The following is a 21,814-nucleotide window of genomic DNA, read 5'->3' as shown; positions in this document are numbered from 1 at the left end:
CACTTTCGCAACCTTCAACGTTGCGAAAGTGGCTTTCGCAACGCCTCGCCTGGCCAACTCCGCGTCGCGAAAGCCACTTTCGCGACGTCTGATGTCCCGAAAGTGGCTTTCGCGACACCCAGACACCACAGGAAGCCGGAAAGCGAAAGGCGTCGTGAGTGGCGTTTCGGGTTATGGGGGGTAAGTCAAATGTGTCGAGGTCGCGGGCGGGGTCGCCGGTGAGGCGAAGGCTCCCTTCGCCGCGTCTGATGCGGTGATGGGAGCTTTCGCCCCGGCCACTCATCCGCGCCGGCCACCTCGCCACCGGCGCTCATGTCGCGAAAGCCACTTTCGCGACGTCTGATGTCCCGAAAGTGGCTTTCGCGACACCACCGAACGGTCCGGAAAGCGAAAAGGGGGTCGTGAGTGGCAAGGACGGTTCTAACCGTCCTTGCCACTCACGACCCCAATGCGAACCGCAGCCCTTACACGGTGTCGAACTCGGACTCGAGTTCTTCGATCTCGTCCTTCCCCATGTCGACCAGTTCGAAGTCGGCGGCGGGTTTCCGCGCCGCGGGGACCTCGTCCGGCTCCTCCCCCAGTTCGACGAACGACGCGAGCCCCGCCGGCGTCCGGTACTCGAAAACCTCCCGCGCGCCGAAGGTCATCCCCTCACGCCGCGCCCGCGCCGCCAGCTGCATCGAGACGATCGAATCGCCGCCCAGCTCGAAGAAGCTGTCGTCCGCGCCGACCCGCTCCAGGCCGAGCATCTCGGCGAAGAGTTCGCACAGCAGCCGCTCGATCTCCGTCACCGGCTCCCGGCCGGCGATGTGCCCACTGAAATCGGGTTCCGGCAACGCTTTCCGGTCGACCTTCCCGTTCGCGTTCACCGGCAGCGCGGCCAGCGCCATCACCACCGACGGCACCATGTACTCCGGCAACAGCCCGGCGATCCGCTCGCGCAGCCGCACCGGGTCCGCCCCGGTGCCGGACACGATGTAGCCGATCAGCCGTCCGTCGCGGACCGCCACCACCGCCTGGTCGACGCCCGGCTGGTCCGCCAGCACCGCCTCGACCTCGCCCGGTTCCACGCGATAGCCGCGGATCTTGACCTGGGTGTCCGCCCGTCCGGCGAAGACCAGCTCGCCCTCGTCGTTCCAGTACGCCAGGTCGCCCGTCCGATACATCCGCTCGCCGGGTGTGAAGGGATCGGCGACGAACCGTTCGGCCGTCAACGCGGTCCGGCCGAGGTAGCCGTGCGCCACCCCGGCGCCCGCGATGTACAGGTCGCCCGCGACGCCCGGCGGCAACGGCCGCAGGAAGACGTCCAGCACGTACAGCCGTCGTCCCGGATGCGGTTTGCCGATCGGCAGCGTCGAGCCCAGCTCGTCACCGGGCCGGATCACCTTCCACGACGCGCAGAACGTCGTCTCCGTCGGCCCGTAGGTGTGCAGGACACGCAGGTCCGGGCAGGCCTGCCGCACCCGCTCCACGGCGCCGAGCGGCACCACGTCCCCGCCGGTCTGGAAGTAGCGCAGACCCGCGAAGCAGTCCGGTTTCTCCTGCACCAGCGCGCGGAACTGGCCGGCGGTGAAGTTCACCGACGTGAGGCCCGCCGCCCCGTGCGCGGCGAGGGTGTCCGCGTCGATCACGCCCGGATCGGCGAGGATCACCCGCGCCCCCGCCACGAGCGGCACCAGGACCTCGTACAACGCCGGGTCGAATGTGTGCGGCGCGTGCATCAGCACCGCGTCACCGGGGTGCAGATCCCACACTTGGTAGCCCAGCAGCGCCGCGACGCCGCCGTGCGAAACGGCCACGCCCTTCGGCGTTCCTGTCGAGCCGGACGTGTACATCACGTACGCCAGGTCGTCCGCCCCGACCGGGACCAGGGACGCCCCACCCTCGACCGGATCGTCCACGTGGATCCGCGGATAGCCGGACGGCGTCGCGGTCCCGGCGCGGCACACCACCGCGGCCGCCGAGGAATCCTCCAGCATGAACGCGACCCGCTCGGCCGGGTAGTCCGGATCGATCGGCACGTACACCGCGCCGGCCTTCCACACCGCGAGCCAGGCCGCCAGCAGCTCCGCCGACCGTTCGACCACGACCCCGACGCGGTCGCCGCGCCGCACGCCCCGCGCCGTCAGCACCGTCGCGAGTTTGCCGGACCAGTCGTCGAGTTCCGCGAACGAATACTCCCGGTCCGCGGCCACGATCGCCGTCGCGTGCGGAGTCCGTTCCACCTGACGGCCGAACAGCTCCACCGCCGACGACGCGTCGACGATGTCGTCCGTTTCGTTCCAGCGCTCGATCACCAGCGCACGGCCGGCCTCGTCGAGGACGTCCAGCCTGCCGACCGGCGTCCCCGGTTCCGCGATGATCCGCTCCAGCACCAAGGTGAGCCCGTCCAGCGCCGCCTTGGCGACCGAGGCTTCGACGGCGTGATACTGCAGTTCGATTTCGAGGCTTTCGCCCGGCATGACTCCGAGGGTGATCGCGTACGGCGTCGCCTGGTTGAAGTCCCGCAAGGTCAGGCTGAGTTCAGACTGCGAACCGGTCGCCGGGTCGGCGTAGTTCTCGAACACGACGATCGTGTCGAAGCCCGCCTCACCCAGCTTCTGGATCTCCGGCAGGCCGAGATGGTGGTGCGCCATCATCTCCGACTGCCGCCGCTGCAGTTCCGTGAGCATCCCGAGGACCGGCTGGCAGGCGTCCAACCGCACCCGCACCGGCACGGTGTTGATGAACAGCCCCACGGTCTGCTCCGCGCCGGGCAATTCGGCGGGCCGACCGGAAACCACCGCGCCGAACACGACGTCCTGACGGCGCGCCAGCCGCGCCAGCACCAGCGACCACGCCCCTTGCACGAGCGTGTTGAACGTCAACCCGTTGCGGCGGGCGAACTCGGCCAGCGCGGAGGTGAACTCCGGCGAATGGCGGACGACCTCGCTCTCGGGCAGCCCATGCGCCTTTCCGGGATTCTCGGGAAGCCCGAGCGACGTCCCGTCGGCCCCGTCCAGTTCCGTGCGCCAAGCCGCCTTGGCCGCCTCCTTGTCCTGCTTTCCCAGCCAGGCCAGGTAATTCCCGTAGGAACCAGGGGCACGCGCGACGCCACCCGTCGCGTAGATCTCCAGGAGATCCGCCTCGATGATCGCCCGCGACCACCCGTCGATGAGCAGGTGATGGCTCGTGGTCACCAGGCAGTGCTTGTCCGGGCCGAGCCGGATCAGCATCAGGCGCAGCAGCGGTGGCCGCGTGAGGTCGAACCGCGTGGAGCGCTCCTTCTCCGCGATCACGCTCGCCTCGGCCAGCGCGTCCTCGTCGGACAGATCGGAAAGATCCCGTTCGGCCCACGGAAGCTTGACGTCCCGCGGGATGAGCTGGATCGTCTCGCCGTTCTTCCGCCGCTGAAAACTCGCCCGCAGCGCCGCGTGCCTACCGAGCACGATCTCCCAGGATCTCCGGAATCGCTCCGTGTCCAAGGGCCCGTCGATGATCTGCGACTGCTGGATGAGGTGGATGTCGGGCGCCTCGTCATCCAAGGAGGCGTGGTAGAGCATGCCCGCCTGCATCGGGGAAAGCGGCCAGACCTCGGCCAGTGCTGATCCAGAATTCGTCGTCGAAGTGTTCACGATGCCCGGCCTTCGCTGAGTTCCGCTGCCAATGCTTCGAAGCTCTCGATCTCGTCCTGGTCCAATTCGAGGAGACCGAAATCGGATGCGGTGTGCCCGCCCGCGGCGGGGTCTTCCGCTTGGGAAGCCAGTCCGGACAACACGGCCAGCAGTTCCTGGACCAGTCGTTCGATTCCGGCTTCGTCGAACACGTCGTCCGACCATTCGAGCAGGAGGATCAGTTCCGGTCCGTCCGGCAGATCCTGGATGATCGCGTTGACGTCCAGTGCGTGCGGCAGCCGCATGTCCGCGTCGATCGAGCCGCCGATCTCGCCGACCTGCTGCCACGCCCGCACATCACCACTTTCACCGGCGGCGAACCGGCCGAGGTAGTTGAACCCGATGCTCGCCGACGGCAGCGCCGCCAGCAGTGGTTCCGTCTCGGTGTTGAGATGCCGCAGCAACCCGTACCCGAGCCCGGCGCCGGGCACCGCGCGCGACTGTTCCTTGACCGCCTTCAGCAACGTCCCGGCCGCCGCGTCACCGGCGAGCACCCCGGCCAGGTCGATCCCGGAGACGTCGAGGCGCACCGGATGCGTGCTGGTGAACCAGCCCACCGTCCTGGACAGGTCCATTCCCTCGGCCGGATGACGGCCATGGCCTTCGACGTCCACCAGCACCGAGGCCGACGCGCTCCACCGAGCCACCGCTCCCGCGAGCCCGGCCAGCAGGACCTCGTGCACTCCGCAGTGGAACACCACCGGGGCCCGCCCCACCAGCACCGATGTCTCCGCCGAAGGCACCACCCACGACCGCGAACGCACCTCGCCCACCGGCTGCGGCTGTTCACCTTCCCCGAGAATCGCTTGCCACGCCGGGAGTTCCGCGACCCGCTCGGCCGAGACCGCCCACTCCTCCAGCAGACCCGCCCAACGCCGGAAGGACACCGTCACCGGCTCCAGTTCGGGTTTCCGCCCGGCGGCGACGGCCTCGCACGCCGTTCGCAGATCCGCCGCCAGGACTCGCCACGAAACCCCGTCGACCACGAGATGATGCGCCACCACGATCAGACGGCCGACCCGGTCCGGTCCGGCGTCCAACCACACAATTTGGACAACCACGCCCGCGGCGGGATCCAACCTTCCGACGGCCTCCCGCGCCGCCGCGGTCTCGTCCAGCTCGCCTTCGACCTTCACGTGCGTGAAGGTCCCGGCCGAGCCGCGCTCACCGACCACGAGCCGTCCGTCGACCATCCGCGCTCGCAGCATGTCGTGCGTGTCCAGCACCGCCGTCACCCCGGCGGTCAGCGTCTCCCCCGTCAGATCCGCCGGAGCGCCCAGGACCATCCACTGCGCGAATCCCGGCGCCGCGACCCCGTCCCCGAACAGTCGCATCACCGGCGTCAACGGGACTTCACCGACCCCGTCGGCGATCGATTCCCGCTTTGGCGCAAGCGCTTTCACCACCAACTGCGCCAACCGTTCCGGAGTCCGGTGTTCGAACACCTGCTTCGGAGTCAGCGCGATGCCGTCGCGACGCGCGCGGGACGCGACCTGCATGGACGAGATCGAATCCCCGCCCAACTCGAAGAAACTGTCCTCGACCCCGACCCGTGCCAGCCCGAGCACTTCGGCGAAGACCTCGCACAGGATCCGCTCGGCCTCGGTCGCGGGTTCCCTGCCGACCGTCTTCGACGAGAAATCCGGTTCGGGCAACGCCTTCCGGTCGATCTTCCCGTGCGCGGTCAGCGGCAGGACGTCGAGTGCCATCACCGCCGCGGGCACCATGTACGCCGGCATCCGCTCGGCGAGTTCGTTCCGCAGCGCCTCCGGATCGACGTCTCCCGGCGACACGTAGGCGACCAGACGGCCTTCGCGAACGGTCACCGTGGCCTGCGTGACCCGAGGATGGTTGGACAGCGCGAACTCGATCTCACGCGGCTCGACCCGGAACCCGCGGATCTTGACCTGGTCGTCGGCCCGGCCGGCGGACACCAGTTCGTCCTCGTCCGTCCAGTAGGCCAGATCGCCCGTCCGGTACATGCGCTCACCGGGGACGAACGGATCGGCGACGAACCGCTCGGACGTCAGCGCCGCGCGGCCCAGATATCCCCGCGCCACACCGATTCCGGCCAAGTACAGCTCACCGACGACTCCGCGCGGCAACGGCCGCAGGAACGCGTCCAGCAGATAACCGCGCACCCCGCCGATCGGCCCGCCGAACGGGATCACCTCGCCGTGCGGCGCCAGCGGCATGCTCACCGTCGCGCAGATCGTGGTCTCGGTGGGCCCGTAGGCGTTGAGCATCCGACGGTCGGCCGAGAGCCGGTCCACCAGTCCGGGCGGGCAGAGCTCCCCCGCCGCGGTCACCGTCTCGACCCCGGCCGGGAACACGTCGACGGTGGCCAGCACCGAAGGCGGCGCCTTCACGTGCGTGACGTCCCACCGCTCCAGCGTGTCGCTCAGCGAAGCCTGCGGCGGCAGGTCCTCGTCCGGCGGCATCACCAGCGTCGCCCCGGAAAGCAACGCCATCATCACCTCGGACACGATGGTGTCGAAGCCGAGCGCCGCGAACTGCAGGACGCGGGACGACGGCGTCACGGCCAGCCGGTCGATATGCGCCATCGCCAGGTTGCCCAGGCCCGAGTACGTGACGATCACGCCCTTCGGGGTTCCCGTCGATCCCGACGTGTAGATCACGTATGCCGCGTCGCGCATCCCCACCTTCGGCAGGACCGCGTCCGGGGCCGTCGAAAGGTCCAGCTCGTCGAGCACCATGAGCCGGTCCGCGAATTCCTCCGGCACCGCGTCGCGTGTCTTTCCCTGACACACCACCAGCATCGGATCCGCGCTGCCGAAGATCAGCTTCACCCGCTCGGCCGGATACGCGGGATCCACCGGGACGAAGACGCCGCCCGCCAGTGACACCCCGAGCATCCCGATCAGCCACCACGCGGACCGTCCGGCCACCAGGCCGACCCGGCGCTCCCGATCGACGCCCGCCGCCCGCAGCACGGCGGCGAACCTCCTCGCCCGGTCCCACAGTTCCGCGTAGGTCAGGTCGCCTTCGCCGTCGGTGACCGCAACGGCGTCCGGCCGTTCGGCCGCCATCCGCCCGATCAGCTCCGGCAGCGGCTCACCGTCGATCAACGCGGGTTCCCAACGGGGCAACGGGATCTCGCCCATGCCGGTCCGTCCGACGAGACCGGACGGATCCTCGACGACCGCTTCGAGCGCACCGGCGAACCAGTCCAGCAGGGAATCGGCGACGGCCCGGTCGATCTGCCCGCGCCAGAAGGCGAGCTGGATGCGGAACTCGTCGCCAGGGATCACCCCGACCGTCACCGGGTAGTGGGTCCCTTCGACCGTGCCCAGATACGAGAACTGCTCGGCGAAGTCCCGCGGGTAGTTCTCGAACACCAGCAGCGTGTCGAACATCGCGCCGGGGCCGGCCGTCTTCTGGATCTCCGTCAGCCCCAGGTGCTGATGCGGCATCAAGTCCACCTGGCGGCGCTGCAGACCGGCGAGCATGTCCACCACGGACTGCTTTCCGTCGAGCGAGACCCGCACCGGGATCGTGTTCATCATCAGCCCCGGCATCGCCTCCACGCCGGGAAGTTCGGCGGGACGGCAGGCGACCGTGGTACCGAACACCACGTCGGTCCGCCGCGCGAGCCGCGCCAGCACCAGCGCCCACGCGCCCTGCACCACCGTGTTGAGCGTCAGCCCGTGGTCGCGGGCGAACGTGGTCAGCCGGGTGTAGAGCTCCGGTGCGAGATGCGTGACGCGGTAGTCGTAGTCCGTCGCGGAGTCCGATTTGGCGACCAGCGCGGGCACGTCGATGTCGGACAGCTCGGCCTGCCAGGCCGCCCGCGCCGCTTCCTTGTCCTGCCTGTCCAACCACGCCAGATAGTCGCGGTACGAGGCGGCCGTCCGGTCCGGGAAACCACCGGAGGTGTAAGCCGCGGACACCTCGTTGAGGATCACCGCCACCGACCAGCCGTCGGTGAGGATGTGGTGGTTGACGACCAGCAGCCGATGCCGGTCCTCGCCGATCTTGAGCAGCACGAGCCGGAACAGCGGCGCCTTGGCGAGATCGAACCGGTCCCGCTGTTCCTCGGCGGACAGCGCCTTGACGGCCTGTTCGACATCGCTCGCGCCGGTCAGGTCGACCTCGCGCCACGGCAATTCGACGCGGCCGGCGACGGCCTGCACCGCCTTGCCCGACGCGAGCCGGTGGAAGGTCAGCCGGAGTTCGGGGTGCCGGGCGAAGACCGCCTCCCACACCGACCGCAGCCTGGCCACGTCCAGCGGTCCGGTCAGCTCCACGATCCACTGGGTCTGGTAGATGTCGGGACCCTGGTCGTCGAGGGTCGTCTGGAAGAGCAGCCCCGCCTGGAGCGGCGCCAGCGGCCAGACTTCGACGGCGTCCGGGACCGCGGCCGCCAGTTCCGTCTCGTCTTCCGCGGTCAGCTCGACCAGGGGTCCGTCGACGTGCTGGTCGGCCTCCACGGCGCCCGCCACCGCGGCCAGCCGCGCGGGAGTCCGCTCCCCGAAGATCTGCGAAGGCGTCACCAGCAGACCGGCCTTCGCCGCACGGGCCGCGACACGCACCGCGAGGATCGAATCCCCGCCCAGTTCGAAGAAGCCGTCGTCGACACCCGCACGGTCGATGCCGAGCACTTCGGCAAATAGTCCACAAAGGACACGTTCCGCCTCGGTGACGGGTTCGCGTCCGTCGGCCTTCGCCGTGAAATCGGGCGCGGGCAACGCCGCCCGGTCCACCTTGCCGTTGCCGGTCAGCGGCAGCGCCGCCACCGCCATCACCACGGCCGGGACCAGGTAGTCCGGCAACACGGCTCCGAGCCGCTCACGAACGAGCGCGGGGTCCACGTCCGCCACCACGTACCCGATCAGGCGGCCGTCGATCGGCACCACGACGGCCTCGTGGACGTCCGGCTGCGCGGTCATCGCGGCTTCGACCTCGCCGGGTTCGATCCGGAACCCGCGGATCTTCACCTGGTCGTCGACGCGGCCCGCGAAGAGCAGGTCGCCGTCCGGTGTCCACTTCGCGAAGTCACCGGTGCGGTACATCCTCTCGCCCGGCGCGAACGGATCCGCCACGAACCGCTCGGCGGTCAGCCCGGGCCGGTCGAGGTAGCCGTCGGCCAGCCCGGCACCGGACAGGTAGAGCTCGCCGACCACGTCCGGGGCGGCCGGCCGCAGCGAGTCGTCCAGCACCCACGCCTGCCGTCCGGCGAGCGGACGGCCGATCGGCAGGACCGCCACCGGGTCGTCCTCCGGTTCGAGCACGTGCCACGTGGCGCACAGCGTCGTTTCCGTCGGCCCGTACAGATGCCGGATCCGCGCGCCGGGCGCGGCGTGGCGCACCCGGTCCACCGCGTGCGCGGGCACCAGGTCCCCGCCGGTCAAGATCTCGCGCAGCCCCGCGAACGACTCCGGCGCTTCCTCCGCCACCGCACGGAAACTGCCCGCCGTGAGATGCGCCCGCGTCACCCCGCCCGCGACCGCCTCCCGCAGCCGCCGGGCGTCCACCGGCCCCGGGGCGGCGATCACGACCCGGGCGCCCGACACCAGCGGCACCCAGATCTCGCACAGGGAAGCGTCGAAGGAATGCGGCGCGTGCATGAGGACCGCGTCGTCGGGTTCCATCGCCCAGCCGGAATCCCCCACGAGTTCCGCGACGCTGGAATGCGGGACGGCGACACCCTTCGGCTTGCCCGTCGAGCCGGACGTGTACATCACGTACGCCAGGTCCTCCGGGCTCGCCGGAACGATCGCGACGTCGCCCGCGTCGTCCGTCACGACGATCGACTCGGTCCCTTCCGGGACGTTGTCACGCGTCGCGGCCGAGCACAGCACCAGGGACGCGCCCGAATCCGCGACCATGAACGCCACCCGCGGCGCGGGATACGAGGCGTCCACCGGCACGTACGCGGCGCCCGCCTTCCAGACGGCGAGCAGCGCGACGAGCAGATCCGCCGAACGGTCCAGCATCACCGCGACCCTGCGGGCGCCACGGGCGACCAACCGCCCGGACAGCCTGCCCGCGAGTTCGTCGAGCTCCCGGTACGTGAGGACCCGGTCCCCGTCGACCACGGCCACCGCGCCGGGGGCCCGGCCCACCTGCCTGGCGAAGAGATCGAGCACCGTCGGTGCGGCCTGTGCTGCGGAACTCATCGTCATCCTCCGTAGACCACGGTGTCCAGCGGTTCCGGCTCTTCGTCGAACTCGTCTTCCTCGGGTTCCGGCTTGGGTGCGTTGTTCTCCGGCCTGGCGAACTGCGTGTGGTACAGCTCCGAATACAGCCCGCCCCGCGCCAGCAACTCGTCGTGCGTCCCGCGTTCACGGACCGTTCCGCCGTCGATCACGAGGATCTGGTCGGCCTCGCGGATCGTGGACAACCGGTGCGCGATCACCAGCGACGTCCGATCGCGCAGCGCGGTCTTGAGCGCCCGCTGGACGGCGGCCTCCGACTCGGAGTCCAGATGCGCGGTGGCCTCGTCCAGCACGACGACCGTGGGCGCCTTCAGCAGCAACCGGGCGATGGCCAGGCGCTGCTTCTCCCCACCGGACATGCGGTAGCCGCGGTCGCCGGTGACGGTGTCGAACCCGCGGGGCAGCGACTGGATCAGCTCCCAGATCTGCGCCCCCTTGCAGGCTTCGACCAGCTCTTCCTCGGTGGCGGTCGGGCGGGCGTAGAGCAGGTTCTCCCGGATCGTGTCGTGGAAGAGGTAGGCGTCCTGGCTGACCACGCCGACCGTGCCGCGGATCGAGTCGAAGGACAGGTCGCGCAGATCGTGCCCGTCGAAGCGGACCGCGCCGGCGTTCGGGTCGTACAGCCGGGAGACCAGGTGCGTGATGGTGCTCTTCCCCGCACCGGACGGGCCGACGAGCGCGGTGAGGGTCCCCGAGGGCGCCTCGAAGCTGATGCCGCGCAGGACGTCCGCAGTCTTGTCCCCGTTCTCGCGTTTGGTCCGCAGGTGTTCGAGCGACGCCAGCGAGACCTCGTCCGCGGTGGGATAGCGGAACACCACGTCGTCGAACTCGATACCCGGCGCCTTGCTCTGCTCGAGTTCCTTCGCGTCCGGGCGTTCCTGGATCAGCGGCTTGAGGTCGAGCAGCTCGAAGATCCGCGCGAAACTCACCACCACGGTCTGCGCGGTCTCCTGCAGCCCGGACAGCTGGGTGATCGGCCCGAACAGCCGCCCGAGCAGGGTGGCGATGGCGATGAGCGTCCCGAGCTGGAACGCCCCCTCGATCACGAGCCCGCCGCCGACCCCGTAGACGACCGCCGTGGCGACCGAGGCCATCAGCGCCATCATGACGAAGGACATCCGGGCCCAGATGGAGATGCTCACGCCGATGGTGCGGATCTTCCCGGCGCGCTTGCGGTAGTCGGCCATCTCCTCGTCCGGGCGGCCGAAGAGTTTCGAGAGCATCGCGCCCTGGACGTTGAACCGCTCGTGGAGGAGCCCGCCGAGCCCGGCGTTCGTCTCCATCAGCGTTCCGGTGCGGCGCTGGATGATCCGCCCCACCCAGATCCAGGGGAGGACGAACAGCGGGACCAGCACCAGCGTGACCACGGCGACCAGCCAGGACAGGTAGAACAGCTCGACCAGCACGAGCAGGACGGTGACCACACTGGTGGCCGCCATCAGCAGATGACCGAACGCCTGCTGCGCCATGATGAGCTCGGTGTGCAGCCTGCCGACCAGCACCCCGGTCTGGGTGCGGGTGAAGAACGCGATCGGCAGCCGCCGGACGTGGTCGAGCGCCTGCACCCGGAGGTCGTAGGTGACCCCCTCCCCGATCTTCGCGGAGACGTAGGCGGACAACAGCGACAGCAGCGCGCCCGCCACGGCGAGGCCGGCGGTCAGGACCGCCATCAGGATGACGACCCCGAAGTCGTTCTTCAGGATGCCGCCGTCGATGAGCTCCTTCATCAGCAACGGAGTCGCGACGACGACGAACGCCTCCATCGCGGCGATGAGGACGAAGATCGCCACCTTGCCGACGTGGGGGCGGAAATACGCGAGGACTCTGCGCACCGTCCCCGGACGGACCCGGTTCGACCAGGGATCGGGGTCGTCATCGCTCTTGGGCGACGCCCCGAAGCGCAACATTACTTCCATTTGGGCATCCCTCTCACGCACGAAGTCGGCAAGCTCAATCGTGCTGAATCGTGTCGATGTCCACGAGTGGCCCCCGGCGAACATCTCGGGTCTGTTCGTCCACAAAGGACGTTGTCCGTTCCGTGGCCGTGTCGCGAAAGCCACTTTCGCGACGCCTGATGTCCCGAAAGTGGCTTTCGCGACACGCCTCGGCCACCTGGGCAGGCCGACGTGGGCCGAAGGGGCCCATCACCGCATCAGACGCAGCGAAGGACGCCTTCGCCCCGCTACCGCGCCACGGTCCCCGCTACCGCGCCTCCACCCCCACTACCGGGCCACGGCCGGACCGGCAGGAATCCGGCCCTGGCCGTCCACCCCGCGCCACAGCAGATCCGTCACGTCGTCCAGGTCGCCCGCCCGCAGCGCCGACGCCGCCGCGGCCAGATCGGCCGCGACCCGGTCGAGCACCGCCGCCACCGGCAGCGCGTTCCCGGCGAGGATCTTCCGCCACAGCAAAGGATTTCCGGCCGCGATACGGGTGACGTCGCGCAACCCCTGCCCGGCGAGGCGCAGGGCGACGTCGTCGCCGCCCGCCAGGCTCGCCGCCACCGCCGAGGCGGCCACGTGCGGAGCGTGCGACACCAGCGCCACCGCCGAGTCGTGCTCGGCCGCGCCGACGGTGACGGCCTCGGCCCCGCACAGCGACACCAGTTCGCGAGTCAGCCGTAGTGCCTCTGCCCCGGTTTCGAGGCCGGGACACAGCGCCCACGGGCGGCCCGCGAACAGGCCGGCGCGCGCCGCGGCCGGACCGGATCGCTCCCGTCCCGCGAGCGGATGCCCTGGCACGTAAGAGATCAGGTCGCAGCCGAGCCGTTCCGCGTCGGCGATCGGGCCGGCCTTGACGCTGGCGACGTCGGTGTACGCCCGTGCCGCGCCCTGCTTCTGGAGCGCGGCCAGCCGCTCCCCCACCAGCTGCGGCGGGACGGCGATCACCGCCAGATCCACTTCCTCGCCGGTCCATTCGCGGCCTGCGCCGAGCTCCCGCGCCACCCGGACGGCGTGTTCGTCGATGTCGGTGAGATGGACGGCGACACCCTTTTCCCTCAGGGACAACGCGGCCGACGTGCCGATCAGGCCGGTGCCGACGACAAGCGCCTTCTCGATGGTCACGACTACTTCTTAGGCCGCACTCCCGGTGATGTCGAGCCGTGGAGCTGGGCACCGCGCGGGGAACACGAAGGGGACTTCTCCGTGTGCGGTGCGGAAAAGTCCCCCTCGGGCCTACGCGATGTCGTCCGCGATCACCGTGCGGCCAGGTCGGTCGCCCTGCTCTCCAGATGATCCGCGAACCCCGCCCAGACCCGGGCGTGATCCCTGGCGAATCCGGCGACCACGCCGTACAGGTGCGGCGGGACACCGTGCAGGATCCGTTCCCATTCCTGCCCGTCCATCGAGTGCATGGCGAGCATGCGCAACAGGATCCGCCCGACCTCGCTCAGCCGCAGTGCCGGGTCGGCCTTGAGCCGCTCCAGCACGGTGAGCCGTTCCCGGTCCAGCGAGTGCCCGAGGTCGGTTTCCGTCAGGCTCAACGGATCCGGCTTCGCGCGCAGCCTCCTGCTCCCGTCCGGGGTCGGGCTTTCCCCGCGTTCCAGCCTGCCGCGCACGTCCCGGACCGTCTCCGGGGAGATGCCGACCTGCTTGGCGACCTGACGCAGGGAAAGACCGGGATCGTTGCGGATCAGATCGGCGGCGAGCTTCCGCCGCTCCGAGCTGTCGACGGGCCGGATCCGCCCGTCCCGCCCGATCCTGGCGCCGTTTCCGCCTTCGCCGCCACGCCTGCGCAGGTCGGCCACGGTTCCCGCGGAAATGCCGGTCGCCGAAGCCACCCGCCGGTCGGACCACTGCGGATGCGTCCCGATGATCTGGACGGCCGCCCGTTTCCGATCCGCCAGTGAAAGCGGCAGACCGTGCCGGATGTTCGCTTCCACCGCGAGCACGAAGGCGTCGGATTCGGCGCCGTCGATGAACCTCGCGGAGATTTTCGTATCGCCTCGTACTCGTGCCGCCTTCAGCCGGTGCAGGCCATCGACCACCTGCATCGTCGGTCGGTGAACGAGAATGGGCGGTAACTCCCACTCCGCCGACAACAGTGTCTCGACATGCTCTGGATCCTCGCCCGAAGTACGCGGCGAACAAGCAGTGGACAGTCTCGACAGCTCGATTTCGACGACAGGGAGAGCGGACAAGTCAACTCTCGTCGGATCCACCTAGCCCCCATTGAATCTGTTGATTCAGCAACTTTCAGACACGGCACGGAAACCCCACCGTCCAACTGCCCGGCTTCGGTGGTTGGACACCATGAACCCGTCCGACGCCGGCTTCGGCCGCAGGGCGGGATGTCCTCGACGGTGAGGAACCCTCAAGCGCCACAGGCAGAACCGCATGCGGCGGCCCGCCTCGACGGCCTCCCAGCTGACCGTTGGCGCGTATTCCGACGAACTACCGAAGCTGAACGGCATCCTCCCATCGCCCCGACGGCGATCTGCGGGACGAACGCTCGACGGCTTCGGCCGGCAGGACCGACACTTGGTCAGCCTGACGAAACCGACACCCGCTTCGGCGCGAGGTCCCGGACATGTCCGATCTTATGACTCCATACCTGCTCGGTTCAGAGGATCGGCGAGTGAAGTCTTTGGTTTGGCTCGTGGTCGCGAGTCACCGACGCACCCCCTCTGTCCCCAGCAAAGCGTGCACACCATGTCAGCCCCAGCTGATGCGCACCTGTGCAGCATGGCATGAACAATCCATGTCGGCAATTGACGAACAGTGTGATTTTCGTAGTGAACGAGGCGCTCAAGATCAATATCCGGAACTCCGCATGCGGTATTGACTCGTTTGACGAACATAAGTAAAGGGCCCGCGTACAAGCTTGTTCCCGGTTGTCCCGTTAGCCTGTTCGCAGGTCTTGTTAGGCCGTTCGCGCGGCTCGTCTTCTTCCCGGATGATCACAGCACCGGCGGTTCACGTTCCGTTCTTCGACACTTGTTCACACGAACGGCCGAGCCCGCGTCCCAGGGTCCGGGCGAAATATCACCCTCCCGGGGATCACCCACGAGCAAAGCGAAGGGTGGCAGGCTGGAAGCCGGCCCCGGTTCGCCGTCCACCGATCCCGGAAGGAGGTTCGTGCGCACAGGACAGGAAAAGGACAGCGTTCGACCTCCGCCGGGGACCGGCCGGGCCACGCCGTACTCACATTCATGGGATGAAATGGTGTTCGCGGCAATTGTCGCCGCGTGAGCCTTCACGAACCCCGAAGCGCGTGAAGGCCCCCTTCCCTCGGCTGAACCGAGGGAAGGGGGCCTTCACGCGCGACACCTAGGCGATGGGGAAATCGAAATAAGTGTCCGGGTAGGGCTCGTCCTTCAGGTTGTAGTGCCACCACTCGCACTCGTACGACCTGAAGCCCGATCCCTCCATGACCGCACACAGGTGCGCGCGGTTCTTCGTGGCCTCTTCCGTGACGCCCGCCGCCCCGTGATGCGAGACGACGTCCATCAGGTCGTGGTCGCCACCCATGTCGGCGAGCTCGCCGGTGTCCAGGTGGTAGAGCGTCAGGTCCACGGTGCTACCGCGGCTGTGTCCCGATTTGGTGGCCACGTAGCCCTGTTCGAACATCTGCGGCCGGTCGATGTTCGGATAGTGCCTGGCCTTCTTCCGGCCGTCTTCGGGCTCTTCCGCCCAGCGCATGAAGCGGTCCACGGCGCGCTGCGGGCGATACCCGTCCCACAGGAGCAGACCGAAGCCGAGCTCCTCGGCCTTGTCCCGCGCCTTCTCCAGCGCCGCGCAGAACGCCCGCGTGCCGACGATCCGGTTCACCAGGTACCCGTCCACCGGCTTGCCGGTGAAGTTGTCCCACGTGGCGTACTTGGCGTCCCAGCGAATTCCGGAGACGACCTCGTCTACGAAGACGAAATCATCCTTCATTCGTCACGGCCCGCCAGCGTCAGGTTCACCAGCCGGTCGATCACGTCGCCGAGCGAGAGGCCGGCGGCGTTCATCATGCGCGGGTAACGGCTGTACGAGGTCAGGCCCGGCAGGGTGTTGACCTCGTTGAGCACCACGCTGCCGTCCTCCTTGAGGAACAGGTCGACGCGGGCGAGACCGCGGCAGCCCAGGGCACGGTAGATGACCTTGGCCGTCTCCTGGACGAGGTCACGCGACTCGTCCGGGATGTCGGCGGGGACGATGAAGCTGGAGTTCTCGGAGCCGGTCTCGGGGCTCTTCTCCTGGTGGATCTTGAAGAAGCCGTGGGTCAGCGCGACCCGGTCGACCTCGCCCGCGAACAGGTCCTCGTCGTTGCCGAGGATCGAGCAGCCGATCTCGCTGCCGATGACGGCCTCTTCGATCAGGACCTTCGCGTCGTACTGGCGCGCCTCCGCCAGCGCGGCGGGCAGCTCTTCCTTCGCGGAGACCTTGCTGACGCCGAACGACGAGCCGGAGCGGGCGGGCTTCACGAAGACCGGGTAGTTCAGCTGGTCCGGGTCGACGTCGTTGTCCGGCGTGACGATGTAGAACGTCGGAGTCGCGATACCCGCGCCGCGGACGACGGAATAGGTGAGGGCCTTGTCGATGCACATGACCGAGCTCGGGAGGTCGCAGCCGACGTAGGGGATGCCGGAGATCTCCAGCAGGCCCTGCATCGCGCCGTCTTCGCCGAACTTGCCGTGCAGCACCGGCAGCACCACGTCGAGGGCGATCGTCTCGTACTTGCCCTCGTCCAGCACCAGCAGACCGTGCACACCGCGGTCCGGCGACAGCACGGCCGGGCGGACGTTCCCGCTCTCCCAATCCTCGGCGGGGCCGTCGCAGAGCATCCAGGAACCGCTCTGGGTGATCCCGATGTAGTACGGCTCGTACTTCTCGAGGTCGAGGTGCTTCTGGACCTCGCGCGCAGATTTGATGGAGATAGGATGTTCTTCGGAAAGCCCGCCGAACAGAATTCCGATTTTCAGCCTACCCATACTACTTCCCGCTTTCGAATTGGAGACAATTGATGATGGAGTTTTCAACAGTGTCACTCAGCGCGTGGTCCGTGTAATAGGCGGTATGCGGACTGATGAGCACGTTCGACAGTTTTTCCAACCGCAGCAACGTCTTGCTCTCTATCGCCTTGTTCCGGCAGTCGGCGTAGAAGATGCCTTCCTCTCCTTCGAGGACGTCCAGCGCCGCTCCGCCCAGTTTTCCGCTTTCCAGTGCCGAAATGAGGGCTTCGGTTTCGATCAGCGGGCCACGTCCGGTGTTGATGACGTACGCGCCGTCCTTCATCCGCTCGATGTTCTTCTCGTCGAGGAGATGATAGGTATCCGTGGTGAGCGGCACGTGCAGTGTCACGATGTCGCTCTGCTGCAGCAATTCGTCGAGAGGGACGTACTCGGCCGACGCGGTCAGCACCGTGTCGTAGGCGAGCACCTTGCAGCCGAAACCGCGCAGCCGCTCCAGGACGGCGACCCCGATACGCCCTGTTCCGACCACTCCGACGGTCAGATCGCGCAGTTCTTTCCCGCGCACCTCGTTCAGCCGGTAGTCGTGGACCTCGGTGCGGCGGATGATGGACTTGGCGTCGCGCACCGCCATCAGCATGAGCATGAGCGTGAAGTCGGCGACACTGTCCGGCGAGTAGGCGACGTTGCCGACGGTGATGCCGACGCTCGCCGCGTACTCCACGTCGATGTGGTTGAAGCCGATGCTCCGCGTGGAGATGTATTTCACGCCCGCATTGCCGAGCGCGAGAAGAATGGAGTTCGTGACCTTGGTCTTGTGCCCGATACTGATACACCTGTTTCCGGCGACCAGTTCGATATTGTCCTCGGAGACCGGCTCATCGACAATGGTCGGCACAATACCGAAACGAGGTGCCATCTCCCGGAACAGGGCGGCCTCGTCCTGCCCGCATCCATAAATCGTGATTCCCGTTGCCAAGACGGCCGAGGAGGGGGCGGACGCCAGCGATCCGGTGCGGGGGGCAGCTGATCGCGCTGGTTCGCTGTAGGTCATGCCCGACATTGTAGGCAGCGCGATGTTGCCGCTTCTTATGGGGTTTTCGATGCCCCGACAATAAGTTACCAACTGGTAGCGCCGAGTGCACGACGTTGTCCTTCACCTGCGCCGCACAGCTCTATCGCAGATCTTGCCCGCCTGCCCCTGGCGTCGAAACCGTCCCGTGACGGATGCCACAAAGCCACCCTGACACGAGGTCCGCGAGGGCTTCCGGAGCATCCCTCGCCACGAGGTGCCCCGCCGCCGGAACACCGGCGACGGCGACCCTGGGGTTGGCCTTGCGCAAACGATCCACATCGGCGTCGCGGAGCGGTGAGCCCTGTCCGGCGTGCACCACCAGGATGGGCAGGTCCAGGGCCCCGGCCGTCGCGAGCAGGGCGGAACCCGAGCCGAGGACGTCCTCCACCAGGCGGGTGTAGCGGCCGGCGAGCCCGTGGAAGTCGAGCCACGCACGCGCCCTGGCGGGTTCGATGTCCGGTACGACGTCGACGAGCACGAGCCCGGAGGCCCTGGCCGCGACGGCGGGATCCGCCAGCGCGGCGATGGCGGCCAGGCCACCGACCGAGGCACCCGCGAGGACGATCGGCGCGGGCTGGCTTTCGACCATCCCGGCCACGTCGCCGGCCAGCGCCCGGAGCGTGGTCGCCCGGCCGGAACTGTCCCCGTGACCGCGCAGGTCGAAGGCCACCGACCGGAAGCCACGCCGGGCCAGCACCGCGGCGACCGGCGCCCAGACCGCACGGCGCTCCCCGCCCGCGTGCAGCAGCAGAACCGTCGGACCGGCGCCGGTCACCGTGCCCCGCAGAGTGACATCCCCCAGCTCAAGACTGATTTCGGTGGTCATGACAGCCCCCTTACCTTGGCCTGTCAAGGTAGCGCAGATACCTTGGCGCATCAAGGTACGATGCCGATCGTGACGACACCCCGAGCACGACGGACCCCCGAAGAGGCCCGGCGACTGATCCTCGACGCCGCCGCTTCACTGCTCAGCGAGTCCGGTGTCGCCGCCGTCCAGATGCGTGCCGTGGCCGCGCGGGTCGGCATGACCGACGCCGGCGTCGCCCATCACTTCGGCAACCGCGAGAAACTGCTCGCCGAACTCCTCCGGCATGGTGGCCGCCGTCTCCGGGACGCGCTTCGGGACCTCCTCGCGAGCTGGCTGGACCGCGGCGCCGACCTGCTCGAACTCGTCGAGGCGCTGCACGATCTGTACCGGAACGGCTACGGCGAGCTCGCGGTGGCGCTGCACGCGGCGGGCTGGCACGACCCGGGCAGCGGGATGCTCGACCCGGTCGTCGACGCCCTCCACCGGCTCCGGCCGCCCGGTTGCTCTCTGGACGACACGCGGCTCGCCGTCGCCGCCCTGCATCAGGCGATGGCCACGGAAACCCTGTACGGGAGCGATTTCCGGCGCAGCGCCGGGCTCACCGGAACCGCGGCGGACGACTCGGCCGCGCAAGTGCGCTGGTGGGCGCGGCAACTGCACCTCGCCCTCGTGAGCGGTAAGGACGGTTAGAACCGTCCTTACCGCTCACGATCAGGACAGACGCTCCCCCAGGCCTTCGACGGCGCCGAGCGCTGTTCGCAGCTCGGCGGCGTACTCTTCGGCCCCGGCCCGCAGGCCCCGTTCGACAACGCCCACGGCATCGAACGCCTCGACGTCCCCGCCGCTCAGCGCGGCGACCGACTCCTTGACGATGGCGCCGAGCAGCAGTTCTTCCGGCACCTCCGGCGTTCCTTCCAGCGGCCAGACGAGGTCGTCGAGCACACTCTGCCCGCCGACTTCGCGGACCAGGCCCGCCGCGGTGATCCCCGGAACCCGGAAACCCTCCGGCAGTACCGCGCGAAGGCTCAGATTGTGCGAAAGCCAGTACAGCAGCTGCCCGTTCACCTCCAGCTTGACCGGCTTCGGCGCCAGCCACAGCGTGAGATTCACGTAGTACTCGGTGAGGCGGTCGAGCACTTCGCCGCCTTTCTCGAAGCCCCACAGGTTGATGTCGAAATAGTGGTGCCACGTGGCGTCGGCGACAATCCGCCCGACCCCGGCCGCCGCACCGTCGTACGCACTGGTCACGCCGTAGACCTTGCCGTCGCGTTTGTCGGTGCCCTGCGCGATGATCTCGGGTTTCGGCTGGCCCGCGCGCCCCGACGGCCACACGTCCGCCGGAAGCCGCTCGGGAATGAGCAGCTGTCCTTCGTGCATGTGGTCGGGGAAGACGGTGATCGGGCCCCGCCTGCCCTGGAACAACACGTGCGGCCTGCCCAGCCGCCTCCGCAGGATGAGCTCCTGCGGATACGGGTCCAGGTCGTTCGGGATCGGGTTGTTGATGTCACTGCCCCACGGGTCCGGCTGGTGGGTGTTGTGGCTGAACTCGATACTCGAGTCCGGCCGGTCGTTCCACTCCCGCAGCTCACCCGCGCGCGGGACCCGGTGCCCCAGCGCCCGGCCGAGGTTCAGGTAGTCGGGCAGCGACGGATCCGCTCCCGGCGGGCGCGGATTCGAGTGGTCACCGGTGATGAGCACGCCACCGCCGGCGTCCATCCAGGCCCGCAGCGCGGCGACCTCCGCGTCCACGAGCTCGTTTTCCGGCTCTCCCGGCATATTGGACGGCAGGAAACCGAAGAACCACACCTGCTCGTATCCGGTGAGAACGTCGGAAGTGAGTTTGTTGGCGGCGTGCCCGCCTTCGTGTCTGTTGATCAGATCGATCTCGAACTCGGCGAAGAACGGCTGATTCGCCAGAATGAGATCACGGACGATTCCCAAGGAAAAGCCGTTGTTCCCGGTGAAGCCGACAAGATCGGTGTAGAACAGAATTCTGATCTTCGGTTTGGCCAGCGGACTGACCTGGTCGGCGACAAGACGTGCGTCGAACATTTTTGATTCCCCCTAGCTCGCGGCGCCCTGCCGTCCTCCCCGGCGGCGCCGTCCCTTCCACGTATACCGGAACTTCCGGCGATTCCGCAGAGACGATGCCGCGCTGAGGATTTCGCCGCGATCAAGAAGTGAATCGCACGAAATCCTTTTCCCGGCCCCGCGAAGCCGCCCCGGAGTGCCTGCGCGAGGATGCGGGGATGGGTTACCGGACCTGGATGCGGTACTTCACACCGTCCGCCGTGCATCGACGGCTGGGCCTGGTGTGCCTCGGTGTCGGGCTGCAGCACGGAACCCTGCCCGTCGTGGGGCCGCGCGTGCTCGACCATTACGTCGCCGTCGTGGTGTCCAAGGGACGCGGCTGGTTCGCCGTGGCGGGCGGCGACCGCCAGGAGGTCGTCGCGCCCGCGTTGCTGTGGCTCGTCCCCGGCGTCGGGCATCACTACGCGCCCGACCCCGCGCACGGCTGGGAAGAGTGCTTCGTCGATTTCGACGGCAGCGCCGTGGACGCCTACGTGGAACTCGGTTATGTCACGCCCGCGACGCCGGTGGTACCGCTGGGCGACGTCGAGGTCGTCCGCGACATCGTGAGCCGGATCGTGCGCTGCGCGCGAGGCGGCAGCCCGCTGGCCCAGGTCGACGCCTCGGCCGCCGTGCATCACCTGCTGGTGGCCTTGCGACGCGCCGCCGACAGCACCCCGAGTGACGGCTCCCTGCTGGAGGCCCTGGCGCGGGACGCCCTGTTGCCGATCAGCGTCGCGGAGATCGCGGCCCGCCGCGGCATGACGCTGGCCGAACTGCGCGCCGCCGTGCGCCGGAGCACCGAGACCGGTTTGAAGGACCACCTGCTGACCCTCCGCCTCAACCGAGCCAAGGAACTCCTTGCCACCACGCGAATACCGGTGCAGGAGGTGGCGCAGGCGATCGGTTACGAGGACGCCGCCTACTTCAGCAGGCTCTTCACCCGCCGGGTCGGCGTCTCCCCCGCGCGTTTCCGCGAATCGCGCGTCCAGGCCGTCCCCGGCGGCTGGAGTTCGCGCGTTCCCCCTCCCGACGACCCTCCGCTCGTGCCGACGGACTGAGCTTGGACTTCCGCACCGCACCGCTTGGACTTTCCGCGCAATAACTGCATGAACAACGCTTGAAGTTGAGCGA

The 21,814-nt window shown here is 68.5% G+C and carries 12 protein-coding genes; 2 read left to right on the top strand and 10 right to left on the bottom strand.

Features of this window, described 5'->3' with window-relative positions:
- Positions 1 to 464: 464 nt before the first annotated feature.
- From DMH01_RS43355 to DMH01_RS30485, 9 genes are all read right to left on the bottom strand, one after another.
- Positions 465 to 3,614 carry a non-ribosomal peptide synthetase gene (locus DMH01_RS43355; RefSeq protein ID WP_125680809.1) on the bottom strand — a complete coding sequence of 1,050 codons (3,150 nt, stop codon included), beginning with the start codon at positions 3,612 to 3,614 and terminating at the stop codon, positions 465 to 467.
- On the bottom strand, positions 3,611 to 9,793 hold the full coding sequence (locus DMH01_RS30520) for a non-ribosomal peptide synthetase (protein WP_158633264.1): 6,183 nt from the start codon (positions 9,791 to 9,793) through the stop codon (positions 3,611 to 3,613). The genes DMH01_RS43355 and DMH01_RS30520 overlap by 4 nt, the downstream gene beginning before the upstream one ends.
- A 2-nt stretch (positions 9,794 to 9,795) precedes the next feature.
- A complete protein-coding gene (locus DMH01_RS30515) occupies positions 9,796 to 11,748 on the bottom strand; it encodes an ABC transporter ATP-binding protein (RefSeq protein ID WP_125680805.1) in 1,953 nt (650 codons plus the stop codon).
- A 306-nt stretch (positions 11,749 to 12,054) separates the two neighbouring features.
- A complete protein-coding gene (locus DMH01_RS30510; protein WP_125680803.1) occupies positions 12,055 to 12,897 on the bottom strand; it encodes a prephenate dehydrogenase in 843 nt (280 codons plus the stop codon).
- A gap of 131 nt (positions 12,898 to 13,028) precedes the next feature.
- Positions 13,029 to 13,826, bottom strand: a complete 798-nt coding sequence (locus DMH01_RS30505) for a helix-turn-helix domain-containing protein (RefSeq protein ID WP_370323563.1) — start codon at positions 13,824 to 13,826, stop codon at positions 13,029 to 13,031.
- A gap of 1,276 nt (positions 13,827 to 15,102) precedes the next feature.
- Complete coding sequence (vanX, locus tag DMH01_RS30500) at positions 15,103 to 15,711, bottom strand: D-Ala-D-Ala dipeptidase VanX (RefSeq protein WP_125680799.1); 609 nt, start codon at positions 15,709 to 15,711, stop codon at positions 15,103 to 15,105.
- Positions 15,708 to 16,748, bottom strand: a complete 1,041-nt coding sequence (vanA-Ao2, locus tag DMH01_RS30495) for a D-alanine--(R)-lactate ligase VanA-Ao2 (RefSeq protein ID WP_125680797.1) — start codon at positions 16,746 to 16,748, stop codon at positions 15,708 to 15,710. The genes vanX and vanA-Ao2 overlap by 4 nt, the downstream gene beginning before the upstream one ends.
- Before the next feature lies 1 nt (position 16,749).
- Positions 16,750 to 17,781 carry a VanH-AOV family D-lactate dehydrogenase gene (vanH, locus tag DMH01_RS30490; RefSeq protein WP_125680795.1) on the bottom strand — a complete coding sequence of 344 codons (1,032 nt, stop codon included), beginning with the start codon at positions 17,779 to 17,781 and terminating at the stop codon, positions 16,750 to 16,752.
- 121 nt (positions 17,782 to 17,902) lie between these two features.
- A complete protein-coding gene (locus tag DMH01_RS30485) occupies positions 17,903 to 18,628 on the bottom strand; it encodes an alpha/beta fold hydrolase (RefSeq protein ID WP_125680793.1) in 726 nt (241 codons plus the stop codon).
- Positions 18,629 to 18,697: 69 nt separating this feature from the next.
- Here DMH01_RS30485 and DMH01_RS30480 point away from each other — a divergent pair, with 69 nt between their 5' ends.
- Positions 18,698 to 19,300, top strand: a complete 603-nt coding sequence (locus DMH01_RS30480) for a TetR/AcrR family transcriptional regulator (RefSeq protein ID WP_233621715.1) — start codon at positions 18,698 to 18,700, stop codon at positions 19,298 to 19,300.
- 21 nt (positions 19,301 to 19,321) lie between these two features.
- Here the strand turns inward: DMH01_RS30480 and DMH01_RS30475 are convergent, their stop codons facing one another.
- Positions 19,322 to 20,662, bottom strand: a complete 1,341-nt coding sequence (locus DMH01_RS30475) for a hypothetical protein (protein WP_125680789.1) — start codon at positions 20,660 to 20,662, stop codon at positions 19,322 to 19,324.
- Between the two features lie 197 nt (positions 20,663 to 20,859).
- Between DMH01_RS30475 and DMH01_RS30470 the strand changes: the two genes are divergently transcribed.
- The gene (locus tag DMH01_RS30470) at positions 20,860 to 21,741 is read left to right on the top strand and encodes an AraC family transcriptional regulator (RefSeq protein WP_125680787.1); all 882 of its coding nucleotides are present in this window, start codon (positions 20,860 to 20,862) and stop codon (positions 21,739 to 21,741) included.
- The last annotated feature ends 73 nt before the right edge of the window (positions 21,742 to 21,814 follow it).

It is taken from the genome of Amycolatopsis sp. WAC 04182 (assembly GCF_003947465.1).
GTDB lineage: Bacteria > Actinomycetota > Actinomycetes > Mycobacteriales > Pseudonocardiaceae > Amycolatopsis.
Note: the sequence above shows the minus strand (reverse complement) of the source record. Positions and strands in the feature narration are given on the sequence as shown.

Bases quoted from the DNA above. Each gene is read 5' to 3' on its own strand.
- DMH01_RS30505 (WP_370323563.1), bottom strand. From the start codon at position 13,826: ATGCAGGTGGTCGATGGCCTGCACCGGCTGAAGGCGGCACGAGTACGA.
- vanA-Ao2 (WP_125680797.1), bottom strand. From the start codon at position 16,748: ATGGGTAGGCTGAAAATCGGAATTCTGTTCGGCGGGCTTTCCGAAGAA.
- DMH01_RS30470 (WP_125680787.1), top strand. From the start codon at position 20,860: ATGGGTTACCGGACCTGGATGCGGTACTTCACACCGTCCGCCGTGCAT.
- vanX (WP_125680799.1), bottom strand. From the start codon at position 15,711: ATGAAGGATGATTTCGTCTTCGTAGACGAGGTCGTCTCCGGAATTCGC.
- DMH01_RS30520 (WP_158633264.1), bottom strand. From the start codon at position 9,793: ATGAGTTCCGCAGCACAGGCCGCACCGACGGTGCTCGATCTCTTCGCC.
- DMH01_RS30475 (WP_125680789.1), bottom strand. From the start codon at position 20,662: ATGTTCGACGCACGTCTTGTCGCCGACCAGGTCAGTCCGCTGGCCAAA.
- DMH01_RS30485 (WP_125680793.1), bottom strand. From the start codon at position 18,628: ATGACCACCGAAATCAGTCTTGAGCTGGGGGATGTCACTCTGCGGGGC.
- DMH01_RS30515 (WP_125680805.1), bottom strand. From the start codon at position 11,748: ATGGAAGTAATGTTGCGCTTCGGGGCGTCGCCCAAGAGCGATGACGAC.
- vanH (WP_125680795.1), bottom strand. From the start codon at position 17,781: ATGACCTACAGCGAACCAGCGCGATCAGCTGCCCCCCGCACCGGATCG.